The organism is Ferruginibacter sp. SUN002, assembly GCF_050611725.1.
In the GTDB taxonomy this organism is placed as follows: domain Bacteria; phylum Bacteroidota; class Bacteroidia; order Chitinophagales; family Chitinophagaceae; genus Ferruginibacter.
On record NZ_JBODJB010000001.1, the window covers coordinates 1,444,010 to 1,458,924 of the forward strand.

At 36.4% G+C, this 14,915-nt stretch carries 10 protein-coding genes; 3 read left to right on the plus strand and 7 right to left on the minus strand.

The genetic code is table 11. The features are described 5' to 3' along the window. Positions 1-43 precede the first annotated feature (43 nt). The 7 genes from ACQ33O_RS06350 to ACQ33O_RS06380 all read right to left on the minus strand — a co-directional run bounded on the left by ACQ33O_RS06350 (position 44) and on the right by ACQ33O_RS06380 (position 8,300). Positions 44-829: an alpha/beta fold hydrolase gene (locus tag ACQ33O_RS06350; protein ID WP_430994725.1), complete on the minus strand. Its 786-nt coding sequence runs from the start codon at positions 827-829 to the stop codon at positions 44-46. Beyond that, positions 819-1,970, minus strand: coding sequence for a DUF4105 domain-containing protein (locus tag ACQ33O_RS06355; protein WP_430994726.1), 1,152 nt, complete (start codon positions 1,968-1,970; stop codon positions 819-821). The genes ACQ33O_RS06350 and ACQ33O_RS06355 overlap by 11 nt, the downstream gene beginning before the upstream one ends. 91 nt (positions 1,971-2,061) lie before the next feature. Continuing rightward, a complete protein-coding gene (guaB, locus tag ACQ33O_RS06360; RefSeq protein WP_430994727.1) occupies positions 2,062-3,558 on the minus strand; it encodes an IMP dehydrogenase in 1,497 nt (498 codons plus the stop codon). A gap of 105 nt (positions 3,559-3,663) precedes the next feature. Beyond that, complete coding sequence (gene dprA / locus ACQ33O_RS06365) at positions 3,664-4,764, minus strand: DNA-processing protein DprA (protein WP_430994728.1); 1,101 nt, start codon at positions 4,762-4,764, stop codon at positions 3,664-3,666. Between the two features lie 26 nt (positions 4,765-4,790). Further along, positions 4,791-6,722 (minus strand): OmpA family protein, encoded by a 1,932-nt coding sequence (locus ACQ33O_RS06370; RefSeq protein WP_430994729.1) that lies wholly within the window; start codon positions 6,720-6,722, stop codon positions 4,791-4,793. Positions 6,723-6,804: 82 nt separating this feature from the next. After that, entirely contained in the window at positions 6,805-7,422 is a 618-nt protein-coding gene (locus ACQ33O_RS06375) for a 7-carboxy-7-deazaguanine synthase QueE (protein ID WP_430994730.1), read from the minus strand. Beyond that, the gene (locus tag ACQ33O_RS06380; RefSeq protein ID WP_430994731.1) at positions 7,419-8,300 is read right to left on the minus strand and encodes a bifunctional 5,10-methylenetetrahydrofolate dehydrogenase/5,10-methenyltetrahydrofolate cyclohydrolase; all 882 of its coding nucleotides are present in this window, start codon (positions 8,298-8,300) and stop codon (positions 7,419-7,421) included. The genes ACQ33O_RS06375 and ACQ33O_RS06380 overlap by 4 nt, the downstream gene beginning before the upstream one ends. 86 nt (positions 8,301-8,386) lie before the next feature. Between ACQ33O_RS06380 and ACQ33O_RS06385 the strand changes: the two genes are divergently transcribed. From ACQ33O_RS06385 to ACQ33O_RS06395, 3 genes are all read left to right on the plus strand, one after another. After that, complete coding sequence (locus ACQ33O_RS06385; RefSeq protein WP_430994732.1) at positions 8,387-9,238, plus strand: hypothetical protein; 852 nt, start codon at positions 8,387-8,389, stop codon at positions 9,236-9,238. After that, positions 9,222-11,345 carry a ComEA family DNA-binding protein gene (locus ACQ33O_RS06390; protein WP_430994733.1) on the plus strand — a complete coding sequence of 708 codons (2,124 nt, stop codon included), beginning with the start codon at positions 9,222-9,224 and terminating at the stop codon, positions 11,343-11,345. The genes ACQ33O_RS06385 and ACQ33O_RS06390 overlap by 17 nt, the downstream gene beginning before the upstream one ends. Positions 11,346-11,586: 241 nt before the next feature. Further along, positions 11,587-14,910 carry a SusC/RagA family TonB-linked outer membrane protein gene (locus ACQ33O_RS06395; protein WP_430994734.1) on the plus strand — a complete coding sequence of 1,108 codons (3,324 nt, stop codon included), beginning with the start codon at positions 11,587-11,589 and terminating at the stop codon, positions 14,908-14,910. The last annotated feature ends 5 nt before the right edge of the window (positions 14,911-14,915 follow it).

Here is a 14,915-nt window from a genome sequence, read left to right on the forward strand (position 1 = left end):
TTTGTCAAAAAGAAACGGCAAATTTACTGGAAGTAGGGGGATATCAGTCGATTGATCTAAGAAAGTTAAAAAGAATGTCATTGGCCCGTATAGGTTCCTCTAACATAGCCATGTGCCCCGATTCTTTTAAAATATGAACATCAGATCGATAAGGTAAATAACATTGTTCCAAACTGCTTTTTAAAGGCACGGCATTATCAAATTCGCCAATAATAAACAATATCTGACCCGGAAAGCTTTTTAATACTGCAGTTCTATCGGGTCGGTTGATCATTGCATCATAATATTGAATCAATGCTTCTGGAGTAAAGTTTTTGCCTTTTTCTATCAAATCTTGAATATTGAGATTACTTGATTCTTTAAATAAACCGGGAATACTTGTTTTTATAAAACTATAGGCACCATTGGCTATAATAAACTCAATAGATTTTTTTCTAGCCAATTTCTTTTCTTCATTATCTGCAAATGCAGAGGAATGAAATAGCCCAAAGGCTTTTAAATATTGTGGATATTTTTCAGCAAAAGATAGTGTTATGTAACCACCCATGCTGTGACCAATCATAATAAATGATTTAACTAATTCTTCATCAATGATCAATTTTACTATTTCTGCATAGATTTCAATATCTGCATTATCAATATAGGAAGATTTGCCACTACCGGGTATATCGGGTATGATCAAATAAAAATCATTTTGTAAGAAGTCGATCTGATTCTTCCAGATCGTACCATCTTCACCAAAACCATGTAATAGCAAAATAGGATTTCCTTTACCAATAGTTTGATAAAAGACTGGTGTATTATTATATGTGATCTGTTTATTTTGCATAAATGCGATAGCTTCTATATGTCAATAAAAAAATGATAGGTAGAAAAGCATTGTTCATCTGTTGTGGTAAAAAGAACCAACTTAGCAGTGTTAAGGCCAACAAGATTGCAGTAAAGGCAAAATATTTTTTCACCCAAGATCTATTGGACGCAATAAAAAATGACATAACAGCATGGCTAGGTAGAGCCCACAATAAATTGAAATTATTTTTACACATTGCATGATTGGTAGCAAACCACATTAATAGTAGAATAATACCAATTGCTCCTGTCAGAAAAAAGAATAAACCGTCGAATCCGTTCAAAAATTTTACGATCCAATTTTTTTGAATATTACTTAGTATAAAAATTACAAGAAATAAAAATGAGAAAGTGATCAAAGGGGGGATCGGTGTTCTTTTACTTGTTGCATCTTGCAATGAATAAAGCTTTTTTGAACTAATTACTAATTGATGACCTTGATTGCTACTGTCAAGTGCCATCATTAAATTATCGGGTAGAAATTGAGATTGTTCGGCGGTCATCACCGCATCACAACGGGCACCTAATAGTAGATCGATCGAAAGTTTACTCCAATATTTTTCATTTTTATCAAGATATTGATGAATGGCCTGACGAAATCTTGTGCCGGCAGGCATTACAGCTTTAAAAACGATTGAGTCAGATTTGTGTTTCCGGATGATATCTCGTAATCGGGTAGTGCAGTTATCAAAGAAAAAATCGTACTTGTAATATTTATTCTGCTCTTTGATGTTTTCAAAAAGTGCCTGTTGGATTTTTATTTTTTCATCAGCAGAAAAATTCAATACTTGCTCTGTAATGCCTCTGCTGGTTGATTGGTATTCATATTTGAAGTCTGAGAAATTTTCAGTTGAAACATAATACAAGAGTTTACCTCTTACGAATTTCAGGTAAAATCCATCGTCATCGAAATTAAACGTACCATAATTAAAAACTATATCAGTAAGGCTGCTACTATCCACGACCCTCAGAGCGCTATGTCCAAATGTAGCGTACAACTCATCTCCCGGTGTACATGTCAACAAGGAAATGCGGAGATGTGAAGAATCCTGAGCTAATGTGCGAATATGCAAATGTGCAAATGTGCAGATGATTAAAAGGCGCAGTAATATTTGTTTCATTGAGAATAATTCAATGTGAATTTACATAATAAAAAATTCAGCCCTAAAAACTTTTAGGGCTGATGTGTTTGAAAAGTATAAATGATAGGTTTTATCTGCTGTAATTCGGTGCCTCTTTAGTGATGGCCACATCATGAGCATGGCTTTCTTTCATACCGGCATTGGTGATCTTTACAAAAGTAGAATTTTGCTGCAATGCCTTAATGGTATTAGCTCCGCAATAACCCATACCTGCTCTTAACCCGCCGGTATATTGATGTACCACTTCTTTTAATGGCCCTTTGAAAGCAACACGGCCTTCGATACCTTCCGGCACAAATTTTTTGATGTCAGCTTCTACATCCTGAAAATATCTGTCACTGCTGCCCTGTGCCATAGCACCTAAGCTGCCCATGCCTCTATATTGTTTAAATCTTCTTCCTTCGTAAATAATTGTTTCACCCGGACTTTCTTCGGTACCTGCAAAAACATTGCCCATCATTACGCAACTTGCACCTGCAGCTAATGCTTTTACCATATCACCGGTATAGCGGATACCACCATCACTGATGATGCCGACATTCGTATTTTTCAGTGCTGCTGCGGCTTCCATTACTGCAGTAATCTGAGGAACACCGGTACCTGCAACAATTCTCGTAGTGCATATAGACCCCGGACCGATACCAACTTTCACCGCATCTGCTCCGGCAGTGGCTAAGGCTTTAGCACCTGCACCTGTACCCACATTGCCGGCAATTACCTGTAATCCTTTAAAGTTTTTCTTGATAGATTTTAATGTATCAATTACACCTTTTGTATGACCATGTGCGCTGTCCAGGCATATAACATCAACGCCTACACGATGTAAAGCTGCTACTCTGTCAATTGTGTCTTTTGTAATACCAACGCCGGCTCCAACGAGTAATCTTCCGAAAGAATCTTTTACTGCATTCGGATGACTCTTTAATTTTAAGATATCACTAAATGTAATTAAACCGATCAGTTTCCCAGATTTATTTACAACAGGTAGTTTTTCAATTTTTGTTCTTTTGAAAAGTAATTCGGCTTTTTTCAGATCGGTTCCTTCGGGTGCTGTAATAAGATTATCCTTAGTCATTACTGCGGAAACTTTTTCTTTGTAATTAGTTTCAAAACGCAGATCTCTGTTAGTAAGAATACCTACTAATTTATGCTGAGCGTCAATAATAGGAATACCACCGATCTTATTTTCCCTCATGATCCTTAACGCTTCGCCGATAGTAGCATCAGGAGATAAAGTAACCGGGTCTAATATTAATCCGTTCTCACTTCTTTTTACCTTACGAACCTGTTCAGCTTGCTGATCTATACTCATATTTTTATGAAGTATACCTAAACCACCTTCTCTAGCAATTGCAATAGCAAGAGATGCTTCTGTGACAGTATCCATAGCAGCACTGAGCATTGGAACATTTAACGTGATACTTTTGGTAAGTTTAGTGCTGATGTCGACTTCACGGGGTAGTACCTGAGAATACGCAGGCATTAGCAATACATCGTCAAATGTTAAGCCTTCGCCGAAAAATTTTTTTGATTTTGAGAGATTCGAGGAGTTATTTATTGTAGCCATGTGCAAAGATACAATGGTCATTTGAAAGTTCAAAGTTCCGTATCAGCAGTTCATATTTTGTAAGTTTTTGAATATGTACTGAAAATTATGAATTAATACAGACTGCTAATTCAATTTATATATTTTTCCGGGGAGAGTTGTTATTATTTGCTGCATTTCAAGCGTAAGTAATGCCCCCGCCATAGCACTGCTGCTCAATCCGCTTTTTAGATACAACTCATCGATCTGAATACTTTCGACCTGTTGTAAGATATCTACTATAATTTTTTCGTTATTTGTTAATTCAATGAATAATGCTCTCTGTTTTTTGGGAGATGCCTTTTTCTTTTCTTTCCAGTTCATCAACTCAAGCAGATCATCGGCACAGGTTAGTAAAAAAGCTTTATTATTTTTAATGAGATAGTTGCAACCCTCGCTTCTTGTATCGGTTGTTTTTCCGGGTATGGCAAATACATCTTTGTTATAACCATTCGCTAATTCCGCGGTAATTAATGAGCCTCCTTTTTTACCGCTTTCAATTACGATCAATGCATCACACATTCCCGCTACAATTCTGTTCCTTCTCGGAAAATTTTGCCTGTCCGGTGTAGTGTTACTCATAAAATCGGTAAGTATACCACCTTGTTCGATCATTTGTTTGGCCAATGCTTTGTTTTGAGATGGATAGATCCTGTCTAATCCATGTGCCAAAACACCAACTGTTTGTAATCCGGTTTTTATGGATGCTTTATGAGCAATGGTATCTATTCCAAATGCAAGACCACTGCTGATCAAAATATTTTCTTCTTTTAGTTCTTCTATTATTTGTTCGCAGATGTTTCTTCCATATTCACTGTTATTTCTTGTGCCTACAACGGATATTATTTTTGATGTATTCAGATCAGCATTGCCACGATAATATAATAGTGGTGGGCTGTCGTAACAGTTCAACAACCTTTTCGGGTAGTCGGAATCAGTAATAAAAAGCGGTTTTATTTTATACTGATCTAAAAATTTTATTTCGGCTTCACTGCTTTCAAAATTTTCAAAAGCTTTAATGCTGTTGGCTCTTACAGTGCCAATGCCTTCAATACTTTCCAAGTCTTTTTTTCGGGCCTTAAAAATCGATTCGGCATTCCCAAAAATATTGACAAGTGTTTTCGCATGTACATCTCCGATATTGGGTACAAGCGTTAATGCGATTTGATAGAGTAGATCTTTGTTCATACATCATAGATGAACAAAAGTGGAAATTAGTTGCTAATAACAGAAAGTTCTGTGCGTCGATTTTGAGCTTTTCCCTGATCGGTATTATTATCAGAAATAGGGCTCGTTTCTCCAAAACCTTTGCTCTGTATACGATTCTTTGCAATTTGTCTGCTGGCAAGTAAATAATTCGCCACTGCCGTAGCCCGCCCATTTGATAATATCAGGTTGTCAGCAGGCTTGCCCACATTGTCGGTATGACCTGCTATTTGAATAACAAGTTTAGGGTTGTCATTCATCAACTGTATAAGTCTGTTCAACTCTGAGATTGATTCGGGTTTTAGTTCGGTTTTCTTACTATCGAAAAATATGTTCTTCAAAACGATCTTTGCACCTGCTTCTATTGGTTGAAGTGGTATATCGGCAGTAAAGGTTGTATCTCTATTGTTGTTCAGGTCATAATTTTCCGAGAAGAATAAATAACCTTTGCGATTTACATTAAAGGCGTATTCTTTTCCTACCGGAAGAGTTGCTAAATAATTCCCATCTTCATCGGTCTGTATTTTTGTAATGACCCTTCGGGTGTTTATATCCGTTAGTTCAATGTTTGAAGGTAATCCGTTTTTAGTTTTTGAATCAAACACTTTACCTTTTACCCATAGTGTTTTGGGCGGACGCATATCTTCTCTCAGTTGAAAGCTATAAAGGTCTAATCCACCACGACTGTCGCTTCTATCGCTGGCATAATATGCAGTGCTGCCATCTGAAGCAACAACTAATGATCCTTCTTCATCAATGGTATTTATGGGGTAACCGAGGTTTTGCGGTGCACTCCAAATACTGTCATTTATTTTTTTGCTGAAAAATAGATCCGATTGTCCGTAACCTTTTTGTCCGTTGCTATTAAAGAATAAAGTTTGATTATCTGAATATATAAACGGACAACCTTCATTTCCTTCGGTGTTGATACTATCACCAAGGTTTTCAGGCCTTGACCATTTGCCATTTGGCAAGCGGTGTGTTACCCAAATGTCTGCACCGCCATATCCGTCGGGTCGTAAACTACTAAAGTAAATATCTCTTTTATCAGGAGAGATGCATGGAGAAGATTCCCAATAATCCGTATTAACAAGTGGGCCAAGGTTTTCGGCCTCACTCCATCCGGTTTTTGTTTTGTAACTAACATATAGATCAAAGCTACCCTGGGTTTGGCCTTGTGGATAGTCAGCCGCAAAAACAAGCATTTCCCCATCTTGCGAAATATTTTCTGCCCCTTCCCGATATATGGTATTTACTTTTCCCGACAATGGTTTTGACAAATCCCATTTATTTGCTGTCAGATTGGATTCATAAAAATCTTCATCGTCATCAATGCGTCTGGTAAAAACTATATTGTTGTTTTCAATAGTTAGCGAAGGATAATATTCGGAATATTTTGAATTAACACTATCTCCCAAATTCTGCGGAGCAAAAACATAATTCTTTACTGGATATTTTCTTTCATGTTCTAATGCAAACTCATAAATGCTTTTTCTATACCTGCCTGCTCTTTTGCTTTGCTCATTCAAATACGAGATCATAAGAAAACGATTGGCCGCATTGAGGGCTTTGTCAAATTTTCCGGTGCCGGCAAGAGAAATAGAATAAGGGAGGTAATATGTTTCTGTATAAACTGAATCCAGTAAAAAACTTTTTTCAAATGTCGCTACTGAAGAATCGTATTGTTTTAATTCGGCGTAAATGCCTGCAATAGATAGATACACATCAACATATTTCGGCTCTATCGTAAGCGCCTTATTATATAATGTGATCGCTTCGGCATATTTTCCATCTGTTGCAGCGGTATAGGCTTTTTCACTCAGGTTGAATGCTTTTTTGTTCACCTTCTCCGGATCATACCATTGTGCTGTACAATATTGAGCGATCAATATCAAATTGACAATAACAATTGATTTTTTTAACACCGTTTTTTTCATCATTCAAAATAAAAATGAAGTTAATGGGTTTTAAAGCAATAACTGTGCTACAAGCATTACAATAAAGTTAAAACTGTGAGGAGGTCTAAGGTACATTAATGTACTTATGTATCTGAAGGGATAGTTCCCATTGAGGGTGTTGTTTAATGTACTCAATAATTAGTGGGGTAATTTCTGCGGCTTTATCCCATTCCGGCTGCAGGTATAGTTTACATTGGGGTGAAACCTGTGCTGCATATTTCTCAGCCCAATCAAAATCACTTTTATTAAAAATAATGATCTTTAATTCATTGGCAAACGCTACCACTTCGGGTAGGGGAGCTTTAAATTTTTTGGGGGATAAACAGATCCAGTTCCATTTGCCACTCAACGGATGTGAACCGGATGTTTCAATATTAGTTTCAAAACCTTTGGATTGTAATGTTGATGTCAGTATATCTAAATTATGCATCAAAGGTTCCCCGCCTGTAATAACTACCAGTTTAGCCGGAGTCTTCTCAACTTCCAACATCAAACTTCCAACATCCAATACAGGGTGTTTGCCTGCCTCCCAACTTTCTTTAACATCGCACCAAACGCAACCTACATCGCAACCTGCCAGTCTTATAAAATATGCTGCTCTTCCCTGGTGAAAACCTTCGCCTTGTAGCGTATAAAAATGTTCCATTACAGGAAAAGCACTATCTAATTTTTCACTTTTCACTTTTCGCTTTTAATTTTAGCTGCATTAAATGTATTCATTAATAAAGCGGCAATTGTCATCATACCAACGCCACCTGGAACCGGACTTATATAGCTACACTTAGGAGCAACATTTGTAAAATCAACATCTCCTTTAATACTAAATCCACTTTTCTTTGTTGTATCCGGAACTCTTGTAATGCCTACATCAATCACAACTGCACCTTCTTTTACCATGTCGTTTTTTAAAAATTCAGGAATGCCCAATGCAGCAATGATGATATCTCCTTGTAAACAAATTTCTTTTAAGTTATGCGTATGACTATGGCAAACAGTTACAGTACAATTGCCCGGATAAGTATTTCTGTTTAATAGGATACTGATTGGTCTGCCTACAATATTGCTTCGGCCAATTACTACGGCATATTTTCCTTTGGTTTCAATTTTATAATGTTCCAGCATTAATAAAATGCCATAAGGTGTAGCAGGTAAAAAAGTCGGTAAGCCCTGGATCATTTTACCAATGCTCATTGGATGAAAACCATCTACATCCTTGTCAGGATGTATCAAACTGATGATCTTATCTTCATTGATACTTTTAGGCAGCGGTAATTGAACCAGTATGCCGTCTATATCATCATCAGCATTTAACTTTTCAATGGTGGAGATAAGAGTGGCTTCGTCAACAGAGGTTTCAAAACGAATAAGAGAGCTATTATAGCCTACTTCCTCACAGTTTTTTACTTTGCTTGCTACGTAGGTTTCGCTGGCGCCGTTGTTGCCGATCAATATTGCAGCAAGATGAGGTGTCTTTCCTCCCTTACTTATCAATTCAGCAGTTTTTTGCTTTAAGTCGTCTTTAACGGCCTGCGAAACTATTTTACCATCCAATATTTGCATTTGCAAATTTACTAACAATTGCTAAATTGTAATTCCAATTGAAGTTTTATCTTTATATTGTACGTAGATTTTTAAAAATTACTGTTTTGAGAAAAAAAATATTTCTACCCATTTCTACTTTTTTGCTGTTTCCGGCAATTATCTTTTCGCAAAGTTTACGTCAACCCTTATCTGCCACTTATCTTGGTTTAGGAGCATATAGTAAGCAACATGTTGATGTGTTTTCCTATTTAAATAATCAGGCAGCGTTGGCACAAATTAAATCCGCAGGAGCAGGTGTATATGGTGAAAGGCGTTTCATGTTAGATGAAACAAGTATGTATGCAGCTTCAATCGTTATCCCGAGCAAAATGGGCAATTTTGGAATAAATATGAAATATTTCGGGTTTAAAGATTTTAATGAAAATCAGTTAAGCGTTGCTTATGGAAGAAGTTTGAGTAAAAAAGTCGATATCGGTGCTCAGTTTAATTATTATGGTTACAAAGTACCTTCTTATACCAACGATAATACGCTCAATTTTGAGGTGGGCTTGATCACACATCTTACCGATAAGTTAAATGCCGGCATCCATGTGTACAATCCGATCGGGGGTAAATTTTCCAAAACAGATGAGAAACTTACTTCGGCCTATAAATTTGGTTTAGGCTATGATGTTTCTGACAAGTTTTTTGTGAGTGGGGAAGTGGTTAAAGAAGAAGATTTTCCTGTGAATTTAAATGCAGGTGTCCAATACCGTTTTGTTAAGCAATTCTTTGCAAGGGCAGGTATATCCTCGGCTACATCGCTGGCTTATGCCGGAGTAGGTGTATCGTGGAATAATTTTCGTTTAGACCTAAGCGGTAGTTATCATCCACAGTTGGGTTGGTCTCCGGGCTTATTGTTGATCATGAATTTTGGTAAAAAAGAAAACAGTATCGTTGATGACAACAAAGAATAATATATTCTCCTCTAAAAAAACAATTCGATCAGGGTATAAAAATTATTTTTTTCCTGCTTTGTTATTGCTTTTAATGCCATCGATGTTGATGGCACAGGAGTTGCCGAAGGATCCGTCATCTACCAATACAAATGTTGAGCAGCAATTAGAGGCAGTTACCGAAGTAAGCGAAGATGCGGAAACGGAGGATGATTCTTATTTATTGAAATTGCAGCAATTTCTTAAAGACCCTGTTAACCTTAATACGGCTGATGAAACTGAGTTGAAAGAATTGTTTTTTCTATCGCCATTGCAGATACAGAATCTTATTTCTTACAGAAGTCTTTTTGGAAAATTTATTGATATTTATGAGCTGCAAGCGATACCTGCATGGGATGTTACCACGATTGGCAGAATTCGGCCATACATTTCCGTTAGTAGCCAGGCAGATGTTTTCCGTTCAATAGGAGAGAGGCTTTCAGGAGGTGATCATAGCATCTTAATAAGAGGTACACAAAATCTCGAAAAATCGAAAGGGTATAAAGCGGATCCTGCAACAACCAATAGTTATTATCCGGGAAGTCAGCAGCGAGTTTTCCTGCGTTATCGATATCATTATAAAAACCTTTTGCAATATGGCTTTGTGGCTGAAAAGGATGCCGGCGAACAGTTTTTCAAAGGAGCGCAGAAACAAGGATTCGATTTTTACTCGGTTCATTTATTTGCAAGGAATATAGGCATTGTTAAATCTTTGGCTGTAGGAGATTTTTTAGTAAACCTCGGACAAGGATTAACGCAATGGCAAAGCCTAGCATTTAAGAAAAGTGCTGATGTTACGAATGTAAAAAGACAGTCGGCTATACTCCGTCCCTATAATTCAGCCGGTGAAATAAATTTCCACAGAGGCCTTGGTATAACCATTGCTAAAAAAAGTATGGAAGTCACTGCATTTGCATCTTACAGAAAATTGGATGCGAATTTTACTGTTGATACACTGAATAATGAAGATTATATTTCTTCATTGCAAACATCGGGTTTGCATCGTACAAAGAGTGAGGCGGCAGATAAAAACGTGCAAACACAATTGGCTTTCGGCGGAAATATATCTTACAATAAAAACCGCTTGCATATTGGAGTAAATGGTATTCAGTATCATTTTGATCTGCCTATCAACAAAGGAAGTGACCCTTACAATCTATATGCTTTATCCGGAAGCAATTTTGGTAATTATAGTGTTGATTATAGTTATACTTTTAAGAATCTGCATTTTTTTGGAGAGGCAGCTACAACCAATAAAAATGCGAAAGCGTTTGTAAATGGAATGATATTGAGTGTTTCTAATAATGTTGATATGAGTATGGTGTATAGAAATATTTCAAGGAAATATCAATCTCTTTATACCAGTGCATTTACCGAAAGCACTTTTCCTACTAATGAGAAAGGTATTTATACAGGGATAAGTATTCGTCCAAACAACCAATGGCGAATAGATGCTTATGCTGATTTTTATAAATTCCCTTGGTTGAAATATCTTGTAGATGCACCAACAGTTGGGGCCGATTATCTTGTTCAAGCTACATATAAGCCAAACAAACAATTGGAAATGTACCTTCGATACAGAACTGAAACCAAATCAAATAATTATAATCCCGATGATCAGATAATTACAGGTGTATCATCAAAGCCAAGGCAGGATTTCAGAGCACAGTTCAGCTACAAAGCTAGTCCGGTTGTTACTTTGAGACAAAGAATTGAGTTGCTTTGGTATGATAGACGTGGTCCTGAGGTATCAAACGGCTTCTTAACTTTTGCTGATTTGATCTATAAACCAATGATGAAAAAATATTCAGGAAATATTCGTTTACAATATTTTGAAACAGACAATTACGACAGCAGATTATACGCCTACGAAAATGATGTATTGTATAGTTTCTCCATTCCTGTTTTTTATAATAAAGGGTTTCGTTACTATGTGAACCTGAATTATGATTTTAGTAAAAAATTATCAGCCTGGTTCCGTATAGCACAAACAATTTATGATGGACAAACAACTGTAGGAAGTGGTTTAGATGAAATATCCGGGAATAGAAAAACTGAGGTTAAACTGCAATTGCAATACCTGTTCTAATTAAATATTATCAAAAAACGGTATTTTATTGCCTGTTTTTCTAAAAAAACAGTGTGGTTTTTTATGGTTTTTTATAAAATCTGTATTCTAACGTTGTTTTTTCCTTAAATTTGTTTCTTAGTTGTTGAGGCAACTAAAAAATACCAAAACTTATTTTATGCATTTTACCGCCTTATATATTAAAGTATCCGGCCAAAATAGTACTGATAAAAGTGTTTCCACGTATAAAACAATTTTTAAAATGAATTTTAGAAGTCTGATCATGCTTGTAACAGGCATACTATTTACATTCTCTTCATTTGCACAAAAAAGTGCATCTGGTACGGTAGAAGATGCAGCAGGTAAGGCTCTTGTTGGTGCTACTGTAAAATTAGTAGGAGAAAACAGAGCTACAAGTACCAACGATAAAGGAAAATTTGAATTTGCCAACGTAAAGGAAAATGCAAAACTTGCTGTTTCGATGATAGGCTACAAATCGGTAGAAGTTAAAGCAGGAGAAAATATCGTAATTAAATTAGTTGTTGAATCGGGTACGCTTGATGAAGTTGTTGTAACGGGTTTTCAACAGATTAATAAAAAGAAATTTACCGGAGCCGGTGTAAAATTAAAAGCAGATGATGTTAAAACACCCGGTGTGGTGGATGTAAGTCGTATGTTGGAGGGTCGTGCTGCTGGTGTTACCGTTCAAAATGTTTCAAGCACTTTTGGTTCAGCACCTAAAGTACGTGTAAGAGGAGCAACATCAATCAATGGTGATAATAAACCTTTGTGGGTGGTTGATGGAGTTGTGTTGGAAGATCTTGTAAATATTTCAAATGATCAATTATCTAGTGGAGACCCTACAACCTTGTTAGGCTCATCTGTTGCAGGTATCAACTCTAACGATATTGAATCATTCGATATTCTGAAAGATGCTGCTGCTACTGCATTGTATGGGGCAAGAGCAATGAACGGGGTGGTGGTGATCACAACCAAAAAAGGTAAACAAGGGAAACCAAGTATAGCTTATACAGCTAACTTCAGTTCGATGTTAAAACCTTCTTATGCAGATTATAATATTATGAATTCCGGAGACCAAATGTCAGCATTGGCATCTCTAGAAAGAAATGGATTTTTAGAACCGGGAGCGCTGGCTCAACGAGCTAACTACGGTGTATATGGTAAAATGTATGATTTATTGAATGCAGATGCCAACGGTAATTTTCCGATAGAAAATACTGTTGAAGGAAGAAAGGCATTTTTACTTCGTTACGCAAAAGCTAATACAGATTGGTTTGATATTTTGTTTAAGAATTCTCTTACTCAGGAACATTCTTTAAGTATATCAAGCGGAACAGATAAATCGCAATCGTTTTTCTCAACAAGTTATTATAGAGATAATGGCTGGACAATTGCTGATAACGTTAAGCGTTATACACTGAATTTCAGAAATAACTATAATATCAGCGATAAATTATCGGTTGGTTTTTTAACAACGGGTTCAGTTCGTCAGCAAAGAGCTCCGGGTACGTTGAAACGTAGTAGCAATGTGGTTTCTGGTCAATACGACAGAGAGTTTGATATCAATCCGTTCAGTTACTCGTTAAACACCAGCAGAGCAATGACGGCGTATGATGAAGATGGAAATCTCGAATATTTCAGAAGAAATTGGGCACCCTTCAATATCATTGATGAACTTAAGAATAATTACATAGATGTTAATGTAGTAGATATAAAATTGCAAGCTGATGTTGGCTATAAATTCAATAAACATCTTCGTTACGATTTTGTTGGTGCATTGCGTTATGTAAAATCAACGATTGAACATCAGATCACAGAAAATTCCAACATGTCGAACGCCTACCGTTCAATGGGTACGCAGGTGATCATTGACGGAAATAAATTCTTGTATCAAGATCCGGATGATCCGGATCCAACAAAAAAGATAAGCGTATTACCCTATGGTGGTTTCTACAATCGTTCAGAAGATTTTCTTTTGAACTATGATGTTAGAAACAGTGTTTCGTATAATAATACATTTGGCAATAAACACACTGTGTCTTTCTTGTTAGGACAGCAGATAAAATATACCGACAGACAAAGCTTTAACAATACTGGTTATGGTTACCAATATGATAATGGTGGCGTACCGTTCATCGATTACAGAATTCTTAAGAAAACAATCGAAGCTAATTTCCCTTACTATGAAATGGGTAAAACATATGATCGTTTTGTAGCGTATTACCTGAATGGTCAGTATACTTACGACAGAAGATATAATGTATATGGTACGGTTCGTTATGACGGGTCAAATAAATTAGGGGCATCAAAAACGGCACGTTGGTTACCAACCTGGAGTTTTGGTGGTTCGTGGAATATCAATGAAGAAAAATGGTTTGAAAATGTGCGTAAAGTTGATTACATGAAATTGAGAGTTAGCTATGGTTTGACTGCAAGTCTTGGCCCTGCAACCAACTCAAATGTTGTTCTACAAAGTGCTATACCTAACAGAACTTTCCCAACCGAGAGAGAAACTGTTTTGCAACTGGCGAATCTTAAAAACTCAGATCTTACCTGGGAAAAAAATCATCAATTGAACATCGGGTTAGATGCCGGATTTTTTAATGGCCGATTAGATCTTAGCTTCGACTGGTATCAAAGAAATAGTTTTGATCTCATCAGTTTAATAAAAACTGCAGGTATTGGCGGGGAAGCTTATAAAGCGATCAATTATGCTGATATGAAATCACATGGTATAGATATCATGCTTGGCGGAACGATCATTAAAAAGAAAAACTGGGGATGGAAATCTAATTTCACTTACGGCTACAATGTAAATAAAATCACAAGGGTTAGAAATCTTCCTTTGATCTACGATCTTGTAAAACCTGAAGGTGGTAACACAGAAGGATATCCGGTTAACAGTTTATTCTCCATTAAATATGATGGACTAGATCATCTTACCGGTATTCCTTATTTCATTGATGAATATGGCAATAGCAGCCAAGGTGTAGATGTGCAATCAGACAAAATTGAAAACCTTGTTTATTCAGGATCGATTGATCCTAAATTCACCGGGGGCTTTAATAATACATTCAATTATAAAAATTTATCCTTGAATGTGTTCATTACCTATCAAGGTGGAAATAAGATCAGATTGTATTCTGCTTTCAGAAGTTCATATGTTGACTTTGATGCATTACCGAAAGATTTTTGGGATAGATGGTTAGAGCCTGGAGATGAAGAGTACACCTATGTACCACCGATCAGCGATGAGTTTTATGAAACTCAGATCGGAAATAAATCTGTTTACCCGTACAACAATTACAACTATTCAGATTTCAGAGTTGCTGACGGAGGTTTTATAAGATTAAAAACCGTTTCGCTTTCATATCAATTGAATGCAGCAGCACTTAAAAAATTACAAGCTGTTAAAAATTTGTCATTCACCGTTGCTATGACGAATCCGTTCTTAATTTACTCAGATAAAAAACTAAAAGGTCAGGATCCTGAATTTTTCAATTCAGGCGGTGTAGCTCAGCCTTTACAAAAACAAATAACATTATCACTAAAAGCAGGTTTTTAAAATAG